Raw genomic sequence first — 20,542 nt, 5'->3', positions numbered from 1 at the left:
CCGTCCCTAGGGCCTGAGGCGCGCCTGCGGATAGGTGCCGAGGAGCGACAGCGACTTGGTCTGGAAATCGAGTTCCTCGAGCGCGCGGTCGACGCGCTCGTCGCCCGGCGCGCCGACGATGTCGGCATAGAATTTGGTCGCCGCGAAGCTGCCCCCGACCTGATAGCTTTCGAGCTTGGTCATGTTGACGCCGTTGGTCGCGAAGCCGCCCAGCGCCTTGTAGAGCGCGGCGGGAATATTCTTCACCTCGAAGACGAAGGTCGTCATCAGCGGCACGCCGGCCGGCGGCTCCGCGAGCGGCTCGCGCGCGAGGACGACGAAGCGCGTCATATTATGGTCGGCGTCTTCCATCCCGGTGCCGTGCAGCGTCAGCCCGTAGAGTTCCGCCGCGTGCGGCGGTGCGAGCGCGGCGAGGCCGACCTCGTCGCTGTCGGCGACCCAGGCAGCGGCGCCCGCGGTGTCGCTGTGCGCGACCGGCGAGATATTGTTCGCACGCAGCCATTGGCGGCACTGGCCGAGCGCCTGCTCGTGGCTCATCGCCCGCGTGACGGGGCCAAGGTCGCGGCTCATCAGGCCATAGCGGATCGGCAGGAAATGCTCGCCGACGATGAACAGGCCGGATTCGGGCAACAGGAAATGGATATCGGCGACGCGGCCGTGCAGGCTGTTCTCGATCGGGATGATCGCGCGCTCGACTTTCCCATCACGCACCGCCTCGATCGCATCCTCGAACGAATAGCAGGGCAGCGGCAGCGAATCCGCGTCATATTCGCGCGCAGCCAGGTCGCTGTTCGCGCCGGGCGCGCCCTGAAAGGCGAGCCCGCGCGCCGGCTCGGCGAGCGCCGCCGCCCGCATTTCGTCCACCAATGCTTGTGCCGAAGCCGAATAACTGCCCATGACCGCCTTCCCGCGCCAGAAGCGCGGCGCATAGCGGCAGCGCCCTCAGCGCGCAACCGGCGCGGCATCGCATTTCATCCCCTTGCGCCGCGCTCCCCGCCCCAGTAAGGGAGCGTCCAAATCATAGACGCGCCCATGGGCGGGCGTTAGCGAACGGGGCTGCAAGCATGGACAATCGCAACAACACTATTGCCGGCTGGGTGCTGTTCGCCGGCATCTGCGCGCTGGGCCTGACGATCGGCTCGGGCATGTTGTTCGCCAGTCACAATCCCGAAAAGCCCGGCTTTCCGATCGAGGATGCCGAGGGCGGCGCAGGCGGCGGCGCGGCGGCCGTTCCGCTTCCCAACCTGCTCGCTGCGGCCGACGCCGCGAAGGGCGAGGCAGTGTTCGCGAAGTGCGCCGCGTGCCACACGATCAACCAGGGCGGCGCCAACGGCATCGGCCCCAACCTTTATGGCACGCTCGGCGAAGCGATCGGCCAGGGCAAGGGCGGTTTCGCCTTCTCCGACGCGCTCAAGGGCGTCGGCGGCAACTGGGACTTCGACAAGATGGACCATTGGCTGACCAGCCCGCGCAAGTTCGCAGCCGGCACCAAAATGTCGTTCGCGGGCCTGTCGAGCCCCGAAGATCGCGCCAACCTGATCGTCTATCTCAACGCGCAGGGTTCGAACCTGCCGCTGCCGAAGCCCGAAGCGGCGCCCGCGGGCGATGCGGCCGCCGCGCCGGCCGAAGGCGACAAGGCTGCGGCCCCGGCCGCCGAAGGTGCGGATAAAGCCGCAGCGGCCACTCCGGCAGCCGAAGGCGCCGCCCCCGCTCCCGCCGAAGCCAAGAAATAATGCGCCTCGCGCCCGTCGTGCTGGCGGGCGCGCTGATGCTCGCCGGCTGCGGCAAGGCCGGGCCGCCGGCCGATGCTGCGGCAACCACCGATAGCGCGTCGGCGTCCGATCCCGCACCCGCGATCGAACCGACCGCGGCGATGGGCGAACAGGTCTTCAAGCGCTGCGTCGCCTGCCACACGATCGACAAGGGCGGCTCCAACGGCATCGGCCCGAACCTTCATGGCGTCGTCGGCCGCGCGGTCGCCAGCCATGAGGGCTTTTCCTATTCGGGGGCAATGAAGGCCAAGGGCGGCGTCTGGGACGAGGCCGCGCTCGATCATTTCCTGACTGCGCCGATGAAGGCGCTTCCCGGCACCCGCATGGCGTTTGCCGGCATCGACGACGCCGCGGATCGCAAGGCGCTGATCCTGTATCTGAAAGCGCAGTCGGAATAGCCCTCGCCTGCGCCTGGGACGGGTATCGAGGCGAGACAAGCTGCCTGCCCAGGTCCGAATCGGCTTAGCCTCCTTGCGTCGGGTCCGGCTTGGACCGGCTTCGGCTGCGCCCGATACGAGCGAGCCATCAAGCAACGGGATCGACTGAGCAACCTCCGCTCCCGAAACGCCACCCGAACGCCTTGCCGCCCCTTATCGGGGGTGCTCCATGAAGCATGGCCGATGATGTTCGGCCAAAATAAAAACACGATATTTCAATATATTGAAAAATATCCCCCGCAGCATTGACAAAATTCCAAATACTTCGAATACTAACCATTATCGGCAATTGGCCGTCCGAGTTCAGGGCATACAGGGGAGATGATATGTTGCGAAAAGGCGTTTCGAGTTTTGCGATTGCAAGCGCCATGCTGATGTCGGCGGGCGTAGCGCAGGCCCAGCAGTCGGCGGCCGCGGATGCCAGCACCCAGGCCGCCGAAGCGGGCGCACAGGATCGGGATGGTGATATCGTCGTCACCGCGATGCGCCGCGAATCCTCGCTTCAGGATGTCCCGGCATCGATCTCCGCCCTGTCGTCGACCCAGCTTGAAAAATCGGGGATCACCGATAGCGGCGGCCTGCAATATCAGGTCCCCGGGCTGATGATCGCCAAGGATTCGGGACAGCAAGCCCAGATCTATATCCGCGGCGTCGGCAACAACCTCCAGGGCATCTCGGCCGGCAACAGCGTCGCGACCTATGTCGATGGCGTCTATGTTCCGAACAGCATCCAGGTGTTTCAGGAATTCAACGACGTCGAGCGCGTCGAGGTGCTCAAGGGACCGCAGGCGACGCTTTACGGCCGCAACGCGACCGGCGGTGCGATCAACATCATTTCCACCGATCCCAGCTTCACGCCGAGCGGCAAGGCCGACGTCTCGTTCGGCAATTACAGCACCCTCGCCGCGCGCGCATCGATCAACGCGCCATTGGTCGAAGACAAGCTCGCGCTACGCGTCTCGGTCCAGTCGGCCTATCACAAGGGCTATAACGAGAATATCTATCTGGGCCAGCGGATGCAGGGCCAGAGCTCGACCGGCGTGCGCGCGGCGCTGCGCTGGAAGCTGTCGCCCGATTTCGAGGCGATCCTGCGCGCCGACTACAGCAATTCAAACAACACCGACTATCTGAAGATCCGCAATCCCGAATCCTGGTGGTATCTGATCTCGCCGGTCGACCAATATGTCGACGATCCGCGCAAGGTGATGGGCGACGTCGGCGCGGCGCAACCGATCGAGAACGACGGCCAGTCGCTCCACCTGCGCTGGGACACCGGGATCGGCACGGTCAAATCGGTGACCAGCCGCCGTCATTTCGATTCGGGTCCGACCTTCCTCGATCTCGACCAGGTCGCGCTGCCGCCGGGAATCGTCAACGGGAAGCCCTATCAGGGTTCCTATCTCGGCGACATCACGACCTCGACCTCCTATTACCACGAAACCTATCTGGCGACCGACACGTCGAAACCGCTCCACGCCATCGTGGGATTCAACTATTTCCATGAAAATGCGCGTGAATTTCAGTACCAATATGCGGGCGGGCTTTCGTCCTACGACCGCTATGGCAAGACCGACGCCTATTCGGTTTTCGTCGATGCCAGTCTGGACGTGGCGCCGCAGTTCACGATCAGCGCGGGCCTGCGCTATTCGGACGAAAAGCGCGATTATCGCCAGCTTCGCATCATTCCGTCGGTGCCGTGGGTCAGCAACAAGGCAAGCTGGGACAGCTTCTCGCCGCGCGTCGGGGTCGAATTCCGGCCGAGCGAGGACGTGCTCCTCTATGCCAATGCGACGAGCGGCTTCAAGAGCGGGGGGTTCAACCTCCAGAACCCGCTCAACCCCTTCAAGCCCGAGAGCATATGGTCCTATGAAGGCGGCATCAAAGCCAGCCTGTTCGACCGCAAGCTGCGTACCAGCCTGTCGGGCTTCTATTATAGCTACAAGGACATTCAGGTCTCGCAGACGCTCGCCAATCTTCAGCGCGTGGTGACCAATGCCGGAACGGCGAAGATCTGGGGCCTCGATGCCGAGGGCAATTGGGCGGTGACGCCGAACCTGCGTCTGACCTTCGGCCTGTCGCTGCTCCACAGCGAATATGGATCGGCGATCCTGTGCGATTCGGTCATCGGCCCCTGCAATTCACCCGACGCGCCCGCGCTCGTCGACGTAAAGGGCAACCGCCTGCCGCGCGCGCCCGGGACAACGGGCAGCATTGCGGTCGATTACACGATCCCGCGCGAGGTCGCGGGCGGCGAAGTATCGCTGCATGTCGATGCCGCCTATCGCTCGCGCACCTATTGGACGCCGTTCGAATACAAGACGCATTCGGTCGACCCGCAATGGATGACCAACGCCCAGATCCGCTATGATCGCGGTAGCTGGTATATCGCGGGCTATGTGCAGAACATCTTCGACGTCCTCTATGTCACCAACGGCATCGGGTCGGGCAAGCTGTCGACCGCGAACGGACTGGTCGGGGAACCCGCCGTGTTCGACCGCTACGCCGCACCGCGAACCTATGGGGTCCGGATCGGCTTCAGCTACTAGGCATGGACGCGAGCCCTTCCGAGCTCCGCGCCGCTCCCGCGACCGGGGAGGATTACCCCTCCTCCCCGGTCGCGTGGAGCGCCGTCGCCGTCCTCTTCATCCTTGGCGCGGTCGCCTTTCTCGACCGCCAGATCATCTCGCTGATGGTCGACGACATCCGCCGCGACCTGGCGATTTCGGATTTCCAGATCAGCCTGCTCCAGGGCTTCGCTTTCGCGCTCTGCTATGCGGTGATGGGCATTCCACTCGGCTGGCTGGTCGACCGCTTCCCGCGCCGCCAGATCATCTGCATCGGCGTGATCGCCTGGGGAATTGCCGCCGCTGCGTGCGGCCTCGCGCGCAATTTCTGGCACCTCCTGCTCGCGCGCTTCGGCGTCGGGCTCGGCGAAGCGGCGCTCGCGCCGTCGGCCTATTCGATGCTGAGCGACCTCTTCCCGCGCGAATGGCTCACCACCGCCATGTCGGTCTTCGCGATCGGTTCGATCGTCGGGCAAGCCATCGCCTTCGCGATCGGCGGGCTGGTGATCGGCATGGCGCTGACCGCCGACGGTGGCCTTTCGCTGCCGCTGGTCGGCGAAGTGCGACCGTGGCAATTCGTCTTCATCGTCACCGGGCTTCCCGGCATCGCCTTCGCCCTGCTCGTCTTCCTGTTTCCCGAGCCGGTGCGGCGCGGTCTGCGAGGCGGCGGCAAGGCCGGTTTCGGCGAGGCGTTCCGCTTCATCGCCGAGCGCGGCCGCTTTTTCACCTGCCACTTCCTCGGCTATGGCGCGGTCGCCGCGATCGCCTATGGCACCATCGCCTGGGTGCCCGCGCATCTGATGCGCGGTTTCGGCTGGTCGGTGACACAGACCGGCTTCACCATGGCGGCGCTGACCGCTCTTGCCGGCTCGTCGGGGCTGCTCGGCATGGGGATGTTCGTCGACCGGCAGATGGCGCGCGGGGTGCGCGACGCGCATTTCCGCTTCGCCGTGTGGTTGTCGCTGACCATCGCGCTGTGCGGCGCGATCGGCTTTTCCTCGTCCAGCATCGTCCTTTTCTTCCTCTTCTATACGGTCCTCAAGCTGCTCGCGCCGATCGGCGGCATGGCGTCGGCGTCGATCCAGATCGTCACGCCGAACGAACTCCGCGGCACGGTGTCGGCAATCTATCTGTTCGTCGTCACGCTGCTCGGCGCAGGAACCGGCCCGACCGTGGTCGCGACCTGCACCGAGCTGATCTTTCACGACCCCGCGAAAGTCGGGCTGGCGATGGCGCTGACCTGCGTCGTATTGGGCCTGTTCGCGGCGGCTTGCTTCGCGCTTGGCCGCCGCCAGATGCGCGAGGCGGTGGAGATGGCAGAGGTTTGGGCATGAGCGAAGCACCCGGCTTTGCCGACTTCGCGTCGCAGCGGTTTCTCGTCGTCGGGGGAAGTTCGGGAATCGGCCTCGCCACAGCCCGGCTTGCCGCTACCCATGGCGCGAAGGTCAGCGTTGCGGGCCGAAACCCGGACCGCGCCGAGGCAGCCGCCGCAAGCATCGGTGCGGACACGGAATATGCCGCCTTCGACATGATCGACGAAGCGGCGGTGGAAGGCTTCTTCAGCGCGCATCTCCCCTTCGACCATATCGTCGTCACCGCCGCCGCGATCCGTTCCGCCCCCGTGCGCGAATTGCCGCTCGACACGGCGCGCGCGACCTTCGCTTCCAAATTCTGGGGGCCTTATGTCGTCGCCCGGTTCGCGCGGCTGACCGACGCGGGTTCGCTGACGCTCGTGTCGGGAGCCGCGGCGCGGCGCCCGCGCGCGGGCCGGGCGCCGGTGGCGGCCGCGAGTGCCGCAATCGAGGCGCTGACCCGCGTCCTCGCGGCCGAATTCGCGCCCGTGCGGGTCAATTGCGTCGCGCCCGGATTGGTCGACACGCCGATGCTGCGCGCAGCACGCGGCGCGAATGCGCCCGCTCCCGCGGTGCCGATGGCGCGTGTCGCATTGCCCGAGGAAATCGCGTTCCAGATACTGGCTTGCGCCGCCAATCCCTACATGACGGGGTCGATCGTCGACGTCGATGGCGGCCTGGCAACCACGGGCTAGTTGCAGCGAGGGGAACGAGCGATGCCGTTCAAGGGCAAGGTGGCACTCGTGACGGGGGCGGCGTCGGGTATCGGCCGGGCCACGGCGCTTGCTTTCGCCGAGGCAGGTGCCCGCGTCGCGCTTCTGGATGTCGATCGTTCGGGGCTCGAAATAGTCGCTCGGACCATAGAGACGCAAGGCGGCGAGTGTCTGGAATGCGCCTGCGACCTGACAGACGGCGCGGCTGTCCAGGCCGCCGCCCATGCCATCGATCGACGCTGGTCGCGCCTCGACTGCGCCGTGAATGCCGCGGGAGTCGAGGGGAAGACGTGCAACCTCCTCGACGAAGACGACGCGCTCTACGATCGCGTCATGGACATCAACCTGCGCAGCATATGGCAGTGCATGAAGATCCAGATTTCGGCGATGCTCGAAAACCCCGAGGGCGGCAGTATCGTCAATGTTTCTTCGGGCGCCGGTCTGGTCGGCTCCAGACGGTCGGCCATCTATAGCATGTCCAAACATGCGGTGATCGGCCTGACCCGCAGCGCCGCCCTGCAATATGCAAAGCGGGGTGTCCGCATCAACGCGGTATGTCCGGCGGGCGTACAGACCCCGATGGCAGAGCGCATCATCGCATCCTATGATGGGAACGCCCCGTCCGGAGGAGGCGCGCTCTATCCGTTGGGCCGATCGAGCACGCCCGAAGAAATCGCCTCGGGAATATTGTGGCTGAGCTCCCCGGGAGCCGCTTCTGCGGTCGGCACCGTGCTGGCCATCGATGCGGGTTTCACCGCGGCCTGACCCGCCTGAAGATTGGGGACGTGGGACGAGACCGCCACCCGCGCGACCTGAAGGGTGCCCCGAATTTTTCCTGCCCGTCGCGAAAAAGTCGCTGTATAGGCCCAATATGCAAATCCATCCGCTTATCGAAACCAGCGCAGCGCTCGTCGAATTTTTGGACCTGATCAAGACCAGCGATTTCGTCGCGGTCGATACCGAATTCATGCGCGAGAACACCTTCTGGCCCGAACTATGCCTGATCCAGGTCGCGGACAGCGAACATGCCGCAGCGATCGACCCGATGGCGCCGGGGATCGACCTGAAACCGCTGCTCGACCTGCTCGTCGACAATCAGGACGTGCTAAAGGTCTTTCACGCGGGCGGGCAGGATGTCGAAATCATCTTCAACCTGACCGGCAAGACGCCGCACCCGATCTTCGACACGCAAATCGGCCAGATGGCGCTGGGGCAGGCCGAGCAGGTCGGCTATTCCAACCTGGTCGAGGCGTGGATCGGGCTGCAGCTCGACAAGGGCGCGCGCTTCACCGACTGGAGCCGCCGCCCGCTCGACAAGCGGCAGATCGATTATGCGATCGGCGACGTGACCCATCTCGCGAAGATTTTCCCGATGATGCTGAAGAAGCTGATCAAGACCGGCCGCGGCCACTGGCTCGACGAGGAGATGGAGAAACTCGCCAACCCCGCCAACTACAGCATCGATCCCGACAAGGCGTGGCAGCGGATCAAGATTCCGTCGCGCAAGCCCGACGTGCTCGGGCGACTGAAGGCGCTCGCCGCGTGGCGCGAACGCGAGGCGCGGACCAAGAATCTCCCGCGCGGCCGCATCGTCAAGGACGAGACGCTCGCCGACCTCGCCGCGCATCCGCCGAAGCAGCAGGAAGGGCTGGGCGGGGTGCGCGGACTGTCGGCGACGTGGAAAGCGAACGACATCGGCGGTCGGCTGATGGACGCGCTCGCGAGCGCCAAGCCGCTGTCGAAGGAGGACATGCCCGATCGCGCGCCGCGCGGGCCGGGGCTCGGCAAGGAAGGCGCGCTGGTCGCGGACCTTTTGAAGCTGCTCCTCAAGATTCGCGCGCGCGAACTCAACGCAGCCGCGCGATTGATCGCGCGCAGCGACGATCTCGAAGCGCTCGCGGCGGGCGGCCGCGACGGCATCGCCTTGATGCAGGGCTGGCGCTACGATGTCTTCGGCCACGCCGCGCTCGACCTGGTCGAGGGGCGCATGGGTTTCGCCGTGAAAAACGGCAAGCTGGTGATGAGCGAAATCGACACCGCGACGGTCAGCGAAGTCTGACTAAAAGATCATGTGCCCCCGCGAAGGCGGGGGTCCATCGCCGGACGGTTCCATTCCGAGCCGGCAGGAGATGGGTCCCCGCCTTCGCGGGGACACGCTGCTTTCTTTCGCTATCAGAGCAACACCAGCTCCGGCTTCGCGTCGAGCGCCTGCGCGAGGATGCGCAGGCGGCGTTCGACCGATTCCCCCGCCAGATGATGCCAGCCGGCATCGAGACAGAGCCTGAGCTTGCCGTCGGCGAGCGCGATACCGCTCGCCTTCAAAGGCGCCTCGACGCCGCCGGTCAGCCGCTGCGCGAGACGGATCGCGAGGCCCCATTGCCGCGCCCGCGCCAGCCGTTCGTCGCTGACCAGCCGGCCCATGATGGGAAAATCGGCATCGGCACCGCCGAAACCCGCATACAGCGCGCGCGCGAGCAGGATGCGCCCCGGAATGTCGATGCTGCGCCAATTGCCGTGCAGACCGATCTCGGTGCCACGCTCAGCGCGAAAATCGGGGTTCGCAGACCAGGCGACATCGCTGAGCAGGCTCGCGGCGAGACGGACGCGGCTGTCGGCGACCGCCTCGTTCGCGAACAGCGGCGCGATCCATTCGGCGATCGCCCGGCCATGCGGCGCGAACCGCGCCAATCGACGCCCCTCGAAATCGGCGGCGATGATCAGCGGGTCCTGCGCACGCGTCTCGGCATCGAGCGCCTGGAACAGCAGGCCTTCGCGCAAACCCGAAGAAGACACCGTCATTTCGGGCACGTCGAGAATATTGACGAGCGCGGCGAGCAGCGCGGCAGCGTCGGGCAAGGCCGCCGCGCGGTTCGCCGCCATGCCGGGAATCGCGCGCAGTTCCTCGAAGCTCAAGCGCTTGGTCGCGCGGATCAGGCGGCGGAGCGCGGTACGCGGCAGCCTGTGCTGGTCGAGCACCGCGAGCGGATCTTTCGTCAGTTCGAGGTCGAGGCGCGACAGCGCGCGCCACGACCCGCCGACCAGATAGAGAGGCAGGCCCGACAGCCCGCCGTTCGGCCAGCCCGCGCTTTTCAGCATCTTGCGGATCGCGCGCTCGAACGCCTGTTCGCCATCCTTGCGTAGCGCGGGCAGGCGCAGCACGCCGAGCGGAAAGGAAGCGCGCCGCCCGACCGCGCCGTCGGCGACCTCGGCAAGCTCCAGACTGCCGCCCCCCAGGTCGACCGCGATCCCGCACGCGTCGGGGATCGCCGACAGCACGCCATAGCCCGCCGCCTCGGCCTCTTCCTCGCCCGACAGCAGGCGGATTTCGAGCCCCGCTTCGGCAGCGGCGGCGATGAAAACCGGGCCGTTGGCGGCGTCACGCACCGCCGCGGTCGCAACGCATTGCAGGTCGGTCACCCCCATATGCCGCGCGAGCAGCGCATAGCGGCGCAGCGCAACGAGACCACGCTCGGCATCCTCGGGCGCGATCCGGCCGTCGATCGCGAGCCCGCGGCCAAGCCCTGCCGCGACCTTTTCGTTGAAGATCACCGCCGGCGCGCGCGCTGGGCCTTCGTAAACGACGATGCGGACCGAGTTGGAGCCGATGTCGATCACCGCCGAGCGGCGCACGGCGTTCTTCGGGGAGCGGGAAAGGCTCAAAATCTATCGATCCTCGCGCATGGGAAAGTCGAGCGTGGGAACGTCATGCCGCTTGTGCAATGCGGTGCCGCGGCCCGACAGCGACGGGTTGTTCATGAAATAATGATGCAGGTTGAATGGCTTGTCGCCCGGAACCAGCCGGCGATAGGTGCCGTCTGGTTGCAGCACCCAGCTTTGCTCATTGTCGATCAGATTGGCGACGAGCACCTGGTCCAATATCTGGTCGTGCACGGTCGGATTCTCGATCGGGATCATATATTCGACCCGGCGATCAAAGTTGCGCGGCATCCAGTCGGCGCTGGAGATATAGAGCTTCGCGCCGCTGTGCGGCAGGCGCGCGCCGTTGGCGAAGGCCCAGATGCGACTATGCTCCAGAAAGCGGCCGACGACCGACTTGACGCGGATCGTCTCCGACAGCCCCGGCACGCCGGGACGCAGGCAGCAGATGCCGCGCACGATCAGGTCGATCGGCACCCCCGCCGCGCTCGCTTCGTAAAGCTTGTCGATGATGCCGGGATCGACGAGGCTGTTCATCTTCGCCCACAGGCCCGACGCCCCTCCCACCTTCGCGGCCGCGATCTCGGCATCGACCAGGTCGCACAGATGCTGGCGCATGTTGAGCGGCGACATGGTGATGAGTTCGAGCCGCTCGGGCTCGACATAGCCGGTGATGTAATTGAAGAGCTGCGCCGCATCACGCCCGGCGCGCGGGTCGGCGGTGAAAAAGCTCAGATCGGTATAGATGCGCGCGGTCACTGGATGATAATTGCCGGTGCCGAAGTGGCAGTAGGTGCGATAGCCCTGCCCTTCGCGGCGTACGACCATCGAGATTTTTGCGTGGGTCTTCCACTCGATGAAGCCATAGACGACCTGCACGCCCGCGCGTTCGAGCTGGTTCGCCCAAAGGAGGTTCTGCTCCTCGTCGAAGCGCGCCTTGAGTTCGACGATCGCGGTCACCGACTTGCCTGCCTCGGCCGCCTCGATCAGTGCGCGGATCACCGGCGACTGGTTGCCCGCGCGATAGAGCGTCTGCTTGATCGCGACGACATCTGGATCGGCGGCCGCCTGCCGCAGAAAGGACACCACGACGTCGAAGCTCTCATAGGGATGATGGACGACGATGTCCTTCGAGCGGATCGCCGCGAAGCAATCGCCGCCATGCTCGCGGATGCGCTCGGGAAAGCGCGGCGAGTAAGCGGGGAATTTGAGGTCGGGCCGGTCGATGTCGACGAGCGCCGACAGCGCCGCGAGACCAATGAAGCCGCCGATCTTGGCGACCATCGCCTCATGCCCCTGGATGTCGGCGTTGAGCACTGCGGCGAGTTCGGCCGGCATGTCGGCCTCGACCTCCATCAGGATGACGCGGCCGCGGCGGCGGCGGCGGATCGCGGTGCGGAACAGGCGGACGAGATCCTCGGCCTCTTCCTCGATTTCGATATCGCTGTCGCGGATGATGCGAAAGACCCCGAGCGAGCGCACCGCAAAACCCGGAAACAGCAGATCGGCGAACAGCTCGATCAGATATTCGATCGGCACGAAACTGCCCGGCTCCCCCGGCACCGGCACGAAGCGCGCCAGCGACGCGGGGATCATCACCAATTCGCGTACCGTATCGCCGGTCGCCTTGCGCTGAAGATCGAAGATCACGCCCAACCCGCGATTGGGGATGAAGGGAAAGGGATGCGCGGGGTCGAGCACCTGCGGGGTGAGGATCGGAAAGATCTGGTCGATGAAATATTGGCGCAGCCGGGTACGCAGCGCATCCTTGTCCGACCCGGCACCGTGCACGACGATCCCCTGTTCGCCGAGCTGCCGATGCAGCAATTGCCATTCGCTCTGCTGCTGGTCGACGAGGCGGTTCACCTCGGCCTCGATTTCGGCGAGCTGCTGCCCCGGCGAACGGCCGTCGGCCGACGGATCGTCGATCCCCTGAAGCTGCTGCCCCTTCAGCCCCGCGACGCGGACCATGAAGAATTCGTCGAGGTTGCTCCCCGAAATCGACAGGAAGCGCAGCCGTTCGAGCAAAGGATGCGCGGGATTGCGCGCCTCCTCCATCACTCGCCGATTGAAGGCGAGCCACGACAGTTCGCGGTTGAAGAAGCGTTCGGGCCCGAAGGAAGGGGGCGCCGTATCGGCGTCATTGTCTGCGCGTAGGGGGCCGCCGGCTATCGACATGTCGCTGCATCCTGTCTTTGGGGAGCGCGAATCCTGTTCCAACAGGCCCGAGGCAGCGAAATGGCGAACATATCGGGCGAAATCGACCGCAGGGAAGGCTGATTGCCTTTCCAAGGGCGATTTCGCCCGAGATGGAAGCCATTTCGCTGTCCCTTCGGGATTTGACCGATTTCGCTCATTGCGTCGTCAGCCAGTCTTGAAATATCGACATATTCCTACGCCTGTCTTCCTAGCACTGAGCGAAATCGCTTCAAACCTCGGGCCTGTTGGAACAGGATTCGCGCTCCAATAAATCGGGATCGATCAGCCCCTGTGACAGTAATGTTTCACGAATAAGACGAATGCCGATGCCGCGCCCTTTTTCGAGCGAAGCGGCGTCGAGCGCCGCGACGATGCGGTGGATCATCGCATAGCTGCGCTCCATGCGCGGCACGATGTAGGACGGCACTTCGGGCGCGATCGCGATGCCGCGCTGCGCGAACAGCGCCTCGATCAGGTCGCGGGCGAGGCAATCGTCGGGCTCGCCGATCGTCAGCACCGGGACGGCGGCGAGGCGCGAGCGCAGATCGGGCAGCGCGATATTCCATTCCGCCGGCGGCGCGTCGGCGATGATGAGCAGCGGCGTGCCCGAGGATTGGGCCGCGTTCCAGGCGTGGAAAATCTCTTCCTCGGAGACGCTGGCGGGACCGTCGATCACGCGCCCGCCGGTCTCCGCCGCAAAGAGCCGACCCATCAGGCTACGCCCCGATCCGCGCGGGCCGGTCAGCACCGCGGTCCGCACCGGCCAGGTCGCGACATGGCGAAGGTAGCGCACCGCGTCGGCATTGCTCGCGCCGACGATCAGCGGTCCGTCGTTGGCGCCGCCGGCGCTCCAGTCGAGCGGCAGCGCGATCTGTCCCGAAGGCCCGGCCATCAGCGACTGATCCGCAGTTGCCCGCCGCCCTCCTGCACCTTGAAGCCGCGCGCGGCGAGCGCCGCCTTCAGGGCTGCGAGGTCGCCGCGGAAGCTGACGCGCATCACCGACGTGCCGCCGAGCGCAAGGCTGGTCGTCGACGCCGACTGGACCCCCGCGACGCCGCCGACCGCGCGTTCGGTCGCGGAGACCGAATCGACGTCGGGCGAACTATACTGGACGGTGAAGCTTTGCATCCCGGCGACGGGCGCGACGGGGGTGCTGCTGTCGGTTTCGGTCGGCAGCGCATCGTCCTCGGTCACCGTTTCCTCGGGCAGGTCGGCCTTTTCGACCGGCTTTTCGAGGACGAGATAGGTGTCGGTCCTGAGCACGCCCGCCGCGAGCGCGCCGGTGTAGATCGCATCCATCCGCGCGACCGCCTTCTCCATCATGTCGGGCAGCGCGGCGGGGCTCGGGCCGGTCATGGTGAAGCTGTCGATCAGCTTGTTGTCGGGGCCGAAGCGCGCGGTGAAGACGCCCCGGATCGGCCCGCCGGGATAGCTGTATTCGACCCGCGCGATCGGGATCAGCACGTCGGCGGCGCCATATTGGTCGAGGATCACGCGCCACCAGACGCGGCCGCGGCGGCCGGTCTGCCCCGGATTGAGCAGCAAAGTGTCGGCGCCGGTGCCTGCGGTGCGAACATAGTCGATCGCGCTCTGCCCCGTATTATATTCCGCCCAGGCGCGCTGCCATGCGCTGCGCTGCTCGAACACCTGCTCGATGCCGTCGATCGAATAGACGGGAATGACAAGCAAGGGCGGCGACCGCAAAGTGCGGCCGCTGACGCCGAGAATCTGCCCCGCGCGGACGCGGTCGAACTGGACGCCGAGCGTCGCGACATAGCGCCGCGGGCCGATCTGCTCTTTTTCGACGACGATCGCGGTGACGATGCCGTCGAGCACCGAATCGCCGAGCGCCGGGCCGTCGCTGCCGTTGATCCGCTTGTAGAGCTGCGCCCAGCCCTTGCGCTGCGCCTCGCGCCAGCCCTTTTCGCGCGCATCCTCGGCGTTATCGCCGACGACATCGACGGTGATCCCGCTCGCGAGGAAATCGCCGCTGCTGTTGATCGGGGTGATGCCGCGATCGCCGCGCGCGATCTGTCCCTCGACGAGGCCTGCGACCAGGACCGCCAGAAACAGCCCGAAAAGCGCCGCCCAGCGCCAATCGCGGGACACGAACGAGCGGAGCGGGAAACCGGGAGTCGAACGGGGGAAAGCAGCCGAGGTCATATCTTCTCTATGCTCTGCCCAAAAGCGCGGGCCCGGACAAGGAAATCATGGCAATTATCGGCTGGAACCGTTAGTCGCGCGTGCCATGGATTCCAAGCACAACCAGCCCGCCCCTTACACATATGCGCAGGCCGGCGTCTCGATCGAGACCGGCAATGCGCTGGTCCGTGCCATCGCTCCGCTCGCCCGAGCGACGCGCCGCCCCGGCGCCGACGCCGACCTCGGCGGCTTCGGCGGTTTCTTCGACCTCAAGGCCGCCGGGTTCAGCGATCCCTTGCTCGTCGCGGCGAACGACGGGGTCGGCACCAAGCTCAAGCTCGCGATCGATTCGGGCAAGCATGACGGGGTCGGCATCGATCTGGTCGCGATGTGCGCCAACGACCTGATCGTTCAGGGCGCAGAGCCTTTGTTCTTCCTCGACTATTACGCCACCGGCAAGCTCGACAATGATGTCGCGACCGAGGTCGTCGCGAGCATCGCCGAGGGTTGCAAGCAGGCGGGCTGCGCGTTGATCGGGGGCGAGACCGCCGAAATGCCGGGCATGTATTCGGACGGCGACTATGATCTCGCGGGCTTCTGCGTCGGCGCGGTCGAGCGCGACCAGGTGCTCACCGCCGACAAGGTCGCGGCGGGCGACGTCATTCTCGGCCTTGCCTCGTCGGGGATCCACTCGAACGGCTTTTCGCTCGTGCGCCGTCTCGCCGCCGACAAGGGCTGGAAGCTCGACCGCCCCGCCCTGTTCGACCAGACTATCCTGCTGATCGACGCGCTGATGGCGCCGACGCGCATCTATGTGAAGAGCCTGCTGCCGCTGGTGAAGATCGGCCGGATTCACGCGCTCGCGCACATCACCGGCGGCGGGCTGCTCGAGAATATCCCGCGCGTGCTGCCGAAGACGCTGCACGCGCATATCGACGCCGACGCTTGGGAACAGCCGCGGCTGATGGCCTTCCTGCAGGCGCAGGGGAATATCGAGCCCGAGGAAATGGCGCGCACCTTCAATTGCGGGATCGGCATGGCGGTGGTCGTGGCCGAGAGCGACGTCGCCGAGGTGACAGCGGCGCTGCAGGCCGCGGGCGAGACAGTGCACCGGATCGGGCATATCGCCGAGGGTGAGAAGGGCTGCACCGTGTCGGGCGGGTCGGAGACGTGGAGCGCGATGGGCGCGTGGAGCGCGACACATCATGCATAGGATCCTCCCCCACGGGGGGAGGGGGACCGCCCGCGAAGCGGGGGGTGGAGGGGCATGTGCGGTGTCATCCATCCTCAAGATGTCGCACGACTCCGCTTGCGCCCCTCCACCATGCTTCGCATGGTCCCCCTCCCCGTTCCGGGGAGGATCGGTGTGAAAGCCCGCGTCGCCGTTCTCATCTCCGGCACCGGCACCAATATGGCGGCCTTGCTCTATGCCGCGAAGGCCGAGGCCTGCCCCTATGAACTCGTGCTCGTCGCCAGCAACAACCCCGATGCGGCGGGACTGGCGCTCGCCAACGCCGAGGGCATCGCGACGTGGGCACACGCACACAAGGGCATGGACCGCGACGCCTTCGACGCGCTGGTCGACGAACAGCTCCGCGCGGCCGGCGCCGACTATGTCGCGCTGGCGGGCTATATGCGCATCCTGAGCGACGATTTCGTCACGCGCTGGGCCGGACGGATGCTCAACATCCACCCGAGCCTGCTCCCCAAATACAAGGGGCTGAACACCCACCAACAGGCGATCGACGCCGGCGATACCCATGGCGGATGCAGCATCCATGTCGTCACCCAGGCGCTCGACGACGGCCCGGTGCTGGCGCAGACGCCGGTCGCGATCGCGCGCGGCGACACCGCCGAAAGCCTCGCGCGGCGGGTCCAGTTCGCCGAGCATCAGCTTTACCCCGCCACCCTCGCCGCCTTCGTGTCACGCGAGCGCTCGCCCGACTGGCTGCTCGGCCGCCTCCGCGAGTTGGCGATGGCGCTGCCCGAGGCCGACGAGACGACCTCTCACGGCATGCCCTGCTTCGGGATCGTCAAAGGCAAGAAGTTCGCTTATTTCACGCACGATCATCATGGCGACGGCCGGACCGCGCTGCTGGTCAAGATCAGCGGCGCCGACGAACAGGCACAGCTCATCGAACTCGACGAAGCGCGCTATTACCGCCCCGCCTATTTCGGCGACGGCTGGATCGGCATCCGCCTCGATCTCGGCGATACCGACTGGGACGCGATCGGCGAATGGCTCCGCAAGAGCTGGCTCGCGATTGCGCCGAAGAAGCTCGCGGGACTGATGGCGGTGACTGAGGATTTTTAGAGCGCGGCGCGTTAAATCGCCCCCCCAATTCGGTTCGTGTCGAGCGAAGTCGAGACACCCATCAGGCCAGGCGCTACCTCAATGGGTGTCTCGACTTCGCTCGACACGAACGGGACGATGGGTCAGATTAAAGGCTTGCCCCTCACCCCAAAATTTCGCGCTGGCCTTTTCCACCGAAGCGCGGTGAATTGGGGGTAATGGAATTCGATTTCGCCCTGATCCTGTCTGCGGCCTATATCGCCGCTTTCATCGTCATCATGGGGCGGATCATCCTGCGGCCGCAGCGCGAGCCCGCGTCACGGCTCGCCTGGCTGATCGCGACGATCGCGGTACCGGTGGTCGGCATCCTCGCTTACCTGCTGCTCGGCGAAGCGCGGATCAGCGCCAAGCGACGCGCGCGCTATGCCGCGATCGAGGCGCATCTGCCGCACCCCCACGAGCGCGCCGAGGTACGCCGCGCGCTCGCGCGCAGCGCCTGGGCTGCGCCCTTCGCGCTCGCCGAGACGGTCAATGCGCTGCCCCCGACCGCCGGGAACCGCGCGCGCCTCGCGGCGGACAGCAACGCCGCGATCCGCGAGATGGTCGACGATATCGACAACGCCAAATCGACCGTCCACCTCTGCTTCTATATCTGGCTTGCCGACCACAACGGCTTCCGGATCAAGGACGCGCTGGTCCGCGCGGCGAAGCGCGGGGTGAAAGTGCGCGTGCTCGCCGACGCGCTCGGTTCGCGCGGCTTCATCCGCTCGGCCTATTGGATCGAGTTGCAGAATGCGGGAATCGACGCGCGAATCGCGCTGCCGATCGGCGGCCTGATCTGGACGCTGATCCGCGGCCGCTTCGACTTGCGCAATCACAGGAAGCAGCTGATCGTCGACAATCGCATCGCCTGGTGCGGCAGCCAGAATCTCGCCGATCCCGAATTCCGGATTAAGTCCAAATATGCCCCGTGGGTCGACATCATGACGCGCTGGGAAGGCCCTGTCGTCCGCGATTGCCAGTTCGTCTTCGCCGCCGATTGGGAAAGCGAGCGCGGCGACGACATCGGCGACCTGCTCCGCGACGGCGCCGAACCCGAACCCGCACAAGTGCCCGGGATCGCGGCACAGGTGATCGGCACCGGCCCCAATCTCCGCTATGCCGCGATGACCGCCTGCTTCACCTCGCTCATCCATTCGGCGCGGCGCGAGATTGTCGTCACCACGCCCTATTTCGTGCCCGACGAGCAATTGCTCTTCGCGCTGCTCGACTGCGCACGGCGCGGGGTCGAGACGGTGCTGGTTCTCCCCAAGCGCAACGACAGCCGCATCGTCGCGGGCGCAAGCCGCAGCTATTACGCCGATCTCGTCGCGGCGGGGGTGAAGCTCTACGAATATCGCTCCGGCCTGCTCCATGCCAAGACGATGCTCGTCGACGGCGAGGTCGCGCTGATCGGATCGGCCAACCTCGACCGGCGGAGCTTCGAGCTCAATTTCGAGAATAATATCCTGCTGCGCGACAAGGCGTTCGCCGCCGAAATCCGCGCGCGTCAGGCCGAGTATATCGCCGCATCGGACCGCGTGACGGCTCAGGACGTCGCGGACTTCGGGATCGTTCGGCGGTTGTGGCAAAATCTCGTCGCGACGGTGAGCCCGCTGCTCTGAACGCAAAAAGGGCCGCCGGATCGCTCCGGCGGCCCCTTGCGGCCTTGCGGCTTGGATCGTTTAGCCGACGATCTCTTCGGGCTTGAAGAAATAGGCGATTTCGATCGCCGCATTCTCGTCGCTGTCCGAACCGTGGACCGTGTTCGCCTCGATGCTCTCGGCCAGTTCCTTGCGGATCGTGCCGGGGGCGGCGTCCTTGGGGTTGGTGGCGCCCATGATGTCGCGGTTGCGCTGCATCGCATTCTCGCCTTCCAGAACCTGGACGACGACCGGGCCCGAGGTCATGAATTCGACGAGTTCACCAAAGAAGGGACGCTCCTTGTGGACCGCGTAAAAGCCTTCGGCCTGCTCGCGGGTCATGTGGATGCGCTTCGAGGCGACAACGCGAAGGCCGGCGTCTTCCAGCATCTTGGTGACGGCGCCGGTGATGTTGCGACGCGTCGCGTCGGGCTTGATGATCGAAAAGGTGCGGGTGACCGCCATGGGAAAGCTCCTGGGTTGGTATTTTCTGCAATGCGCGCGCCTCTAGCCGCGCTTTTGCTGCACTGCAAGGTCGGAGCGCAGTCAGCCCCTACCCGCCCGAACCATAGGTGATCGCGCCATTGACCATGTCGCCTTCCTGCGTCGCGGTGACCTGGATCGTCGTCTTTTCGTCGCCGGGCTTTTCGGCGCCGATGATCATCGTGTCGTCGGCGGTCATTTCGGATTTGACCTTGAGTCCCGCCGCCTCGATCTGGCTGCGGTAATGGGCGACGACGTCGGCGACCTTCGCCTTGACCTCGAACCCCGCCATGCCGCCTTTCCTGCCTTCGGACGACCCGGCGAATCCGCCGGTCATCTTCGATCCCGGATAAGGAGTGAGGCCCGCGGGCAGTTTGGCGTCTGTGCCGAAACGAACCTCGCCATCCTCGGTCTTGACGGTAACATTGCCCTCTTCGCCGTCCTTGCTCCCGCTGACCTTATATTCGGCGGTCTTGCCTGTCGCGGGATCGGTATAGGTGCCGCTGGCGACCTCGCTCTCCGATTTCGAGCCGCAACCCGCGACGAGCAATGCCATGACGGCGGCGAGGGCGAGATTCGTGCGTATAGTCATTCCAAGCTCCTGAAAAATCATGGGGTATGATCTGCAACGCAACGCGTCCGCTGTCCGTGACCCATGTCACAGCCGAAAGATCAGGGCCCTTCGGACCAGCGGCCGCGATCGTCCTGTTTCCAGAAACGATTATCGACATCCTCGCGCGCCGCGAGCGCACGCCATGTCGCGCGGGCGTCGTCGATGCGGCTGTTGTCGAAAAGCAGGAAGGCCCGCGCGAAACCAAGCGCTTCCTCGCGCCACTCTCCGTCGGCAAGCGCGACGTGCGTCGCGCCGTTGGGCGCGTCAGCGGCGATCGCACCCGAAAGCAAAATCGGCTCGATCGCCTCGTCGGGCGAACCGGCAGGACCGTGCGGAAGAAAGCTCGCGGGCTGGAGCGTCCAGAGCGCGCCGTCGATCGCCTGCCGCTGCATCGCCGGGGCCGCGACCACCAGCAGGCGGTCGCCATTGCCCAGAACCCGCGTAGCAATGGCGGGCAGCACCCGCTCGACGGGGTCGCGGGTCAGCCGGTAGAAATCGACGCGAGGTATCTGCTGTTCAGTCATTGCGACCCCGGCGAAAGCTGGGGGAAGTAATCTCCAGCCATCGACCTCGCGCAAGGCCGATGGCTGGAGATTGCCGCGTCGCTTCGCTCCTCGCAATGACGGGTATAGTGG

18 protein-coding genes are annotated in these 20,542 nt (G+C 65.8%); 10 read left to right on the top strand and 8 right to left on the bottom strand.

Annotated elements, in window-relative coordinates:
- Positions 1-6 precede the first annotated feature (6 nt).
- A complete protein-coding gene (locus NP825_RS03935; RefSeq protein WP_257548613.1) occupies positions 7-897 on the bottom strand; it encodes a prephenate dehydratase in 891 nt (296 codons plus the stop codon).
- Between the two features lie 167 nt (positions 898-1,064).
- On the opposite strand from NP825_RS03935, the gene NP825_RS03930 reads away from it, so the two are divergent.
- The 7 genes from NP825_RS03930 to rnd all read left to right on the top strand — a co-directional run bounded on the left by NP825_RS03930 (position 1,065) and on the right by rnd (position 8,897).
- A complete protein-coding gene (locus tag NP825_RS03930; RefSeq protein WP_257548612.1) occupies positions 1,065-1,733 on the top strand; it encodes a cytochrome c family protein in 669 nt (222 codons plus the stop codon).
- On the top strand, positions 1,733-2,170 hold the full coding sequence (locus NP825_RS03925) for a cytochrome c family protein (RefSeq protein ID WP_257548611.1): 438 nt from the start codon (positions 1,733-1,735) through the stop codon (positions 2,168-2,170). Before NP825_RS03930 ends, NP825_RS03925 begins: the two co-directional genes overlap by 1 nt.
- A 407-nt stretch (positions 2,171-2,577) precedes the next feature.
- The gene (locus NP825_RS03920; RefSeq protein WP_257548610.1) at positions 2,578-4,755 is read left to right on the top strand and encodes a TonB-dependent receptor; all 2,178 of its coding nucleotides are present in this window, start codon (positions 2,578-2,580) and stop codon (positions 4,753-4,755) included.
- Positions 4,756-4,757: 2 nt separating this feature from the next.
- Positions 4,758-6,107, top strand: a complete 1,350-nt coding sequence (locus NP825_RS03915; protein WP_257548609.1) for an MFS transporter — start codon at positions 4,758-4,760, stop codon at positions 6,105-6,107.
- Complete coding sequence (locus tag NP825_RS03910; protein ID WP_257548608.1) at positions 6,104-6,820, top strand: SDR family oxidoreductase; 717 nt, start codon at positions 6,104-6,106, stop codon at positions 6,818-6,820. The genes NP825_RS03915 and NP825_RS03910 overlap by 4 nt, the downstream gene beginning before the upstream one ends.
- Before the next feature lie 21 nt (positions 6,821-6,841).
- On the top strand, positions 6,842-7,603 hold the full coding sequence (locus NP825_RS03905) for an SDR family oxidoreductase (RefSeq protein ID WP_257548607.1): 762 nt from the start codon (positions 6,842-6,844) through the stop codon (positions 7,601-7,603).
- A 106-nt stretch (positions 7,604-7,709) separates the two neighbouring features.
- The gene (rnd, locus tag NP825_RS03900) at positions 7,710-8,897 is read left to right on the top strand and encodes a ribonuclease D (protein ID WP_257548605.1); all 1,188 of its coding nucleotides are present in this window, start codon (positions 7,710-7,712) and stop codon (positions 8,895-8,897) included.
- 113 nt (positions 8,898-9,010) lie between these two features.
- Here the strand turns inward: rnd and NP825_RS03895 are convergent, their stop codons facing one another.
- The 4 genes from NP825_RS03895 to NP825_RS03880 all read right to left on the bottom strand — a co-directional run bounded on the left by NP825_RS03895 (position 9,011) and on the right by NP825_RS03880 (position 14,857).
- The gene (locus NP825_RS03895) at positions 9,011-10,468 is read right to left on the bottom strand and encodes a Ppx/GppA family phosphatase (protein ID WP_257548603.1); all 1,458 of its coding nucleotides are present in this window, start codon (positions 10,466-10,468) and stop codon (positions 9,011-9,013) included.
- A 33-nt stretch (positions 10,469-10,501) separates the two neighbouring features.
- Positions 10,502-12,673, bottom strand: a complete 2,172-nt coding sequence (locus NP825_RS03890; protein WP_257548601.1) for an RNA degradosome polyphosphate kinase — start codon at positions 12,671-12,673, stop codon at positions 10,502-10,504.
- Between the two features lie 250 nt (positions 12,674-12,923).
- Positions 12,924-13,586 carry a DnaA/Hda family protein gene (locus NP825_RS03885; protein ID WP_257548598.1) on the bottom strand — a complete coding sequence of 221 codons (663 nt, stop codon included), beginning with the start codon at positions 13,584-13,586 and terminating at the stop codon, positions 12,924-12,926.
- The gene (locus NP825_RS03880; RefSeq protein ID WP_257548596.1) at positions 13,586-14,857 is read right to left on the bottom strand and encodes a heavy-metal-associated domain-containing protein; all 1,272 of its coding nucleotides are present in this window, start codon (positions 14,855-14,857) and stop codon (positions 13,586-13,588) included. Before NP825_RS03880 ends, NP825_RS03885 begins: the two co-directional genes overlap by 1 nt.
- Before the next feature lie 85 nt (positions 14,858-14,942).
- Here NP825_RS03880 and purM point away from each other — a divergent pair, with 85 nt between their 5' ends.
- From purM to cls, 3 genes are all read left to right on the top strand, one after another.
- Entirely contained in the window at positions 14,943-16,049 is a 1,107-nt protein-coding gene (purM, locus tag NP825_RS03875; RefSeq protein ID WP_257548593.1) for a phosphoribosylformylglycinamidine cyclo-ligase, read from the top strand.
- Positions 16,050-16,169: 120 nt separating this feature from the next.
- On the top strand, positions 16,170-17,150 hold the full coding sequence (purN, locus tag NP825_RS03870; protein ID WP_257551277.1) for a phosphoribosylglycinamide formyltransferase: 981 nt from the start codon (positions 16,170-16,172) through the stop codon (positions 17,148-17,150).
- A gap of 197 nt (positions 17,151-17,347) precedes the next feature.
- Complete coding sequence (gene cls, locus NP825_RS03865) at positions 17,348-18,793, top strand: cardiolipin synthase (RefSeq protein ID WP_257548591.1); 1,446 nt, start codon at positions 17,348-17,350, stop codon at positions 18,791-18,793.
- 60 nt (positions 18,794-18,853) lie between these two features.
- Here cls and ndk read toward each other — a convergent pair whose 3' ends face one another.
- The 3 genes from ndk to NP825_RS03850 form a co-directional block, all read right to left on the bottom strand.
- Positions 18,854-19,276 (bottom strand): nucleoside-diphosphate kinase, encoded by a 423-nt coding sequence (gene ndk, locus NP825_RS03860; RefSeq protein WP_179499098.1) that lies wholly within the window; start codon positions 19,274-19,276, stop codon positions 18,854-18,856.
- Between the two features lie 88 nt (positions 19,277-19,364).
- On the bottom strand, positions 19,365-19,886 hold the full coding sequence (locus tag NP825_RS03855; RefSeq protein WP_257548587.1) for a hypothetical protein: 522 nt from the start codon (positions 19,884-19,886) through the stop codon (positions 19,365-19,367).
- 80 nt (positions 19,887-19,966) lie between these two features.
- Positions 19,967-20,431: a DNA polymerase III subunit chi gene (locus tag NP825_RS03850; protein ID WP_257548586.1), complete on the bottom strand. Its 465-nt coding sequence runs from the start codon at positions 20,429-20,431 to the stop codon at positions 19,967-19,969.
- Between the last annotated feature and the right edge of the window lie 111 nt (positions 20,432-20,542).

Source organism: Sphingopyxis sp. DBS4, assembly GCF_024628865.1.
In the GTDB taxonomy this organism is placed as follows: Bacteria; Pseudomonadota; Alphaproteobacteria; order Sphingomonadales; family Sphingomonadaceae; genus Sphingopyxis.
This window is presented reverse-complemented; position numbering and strand designations above follow the sequence as displayed.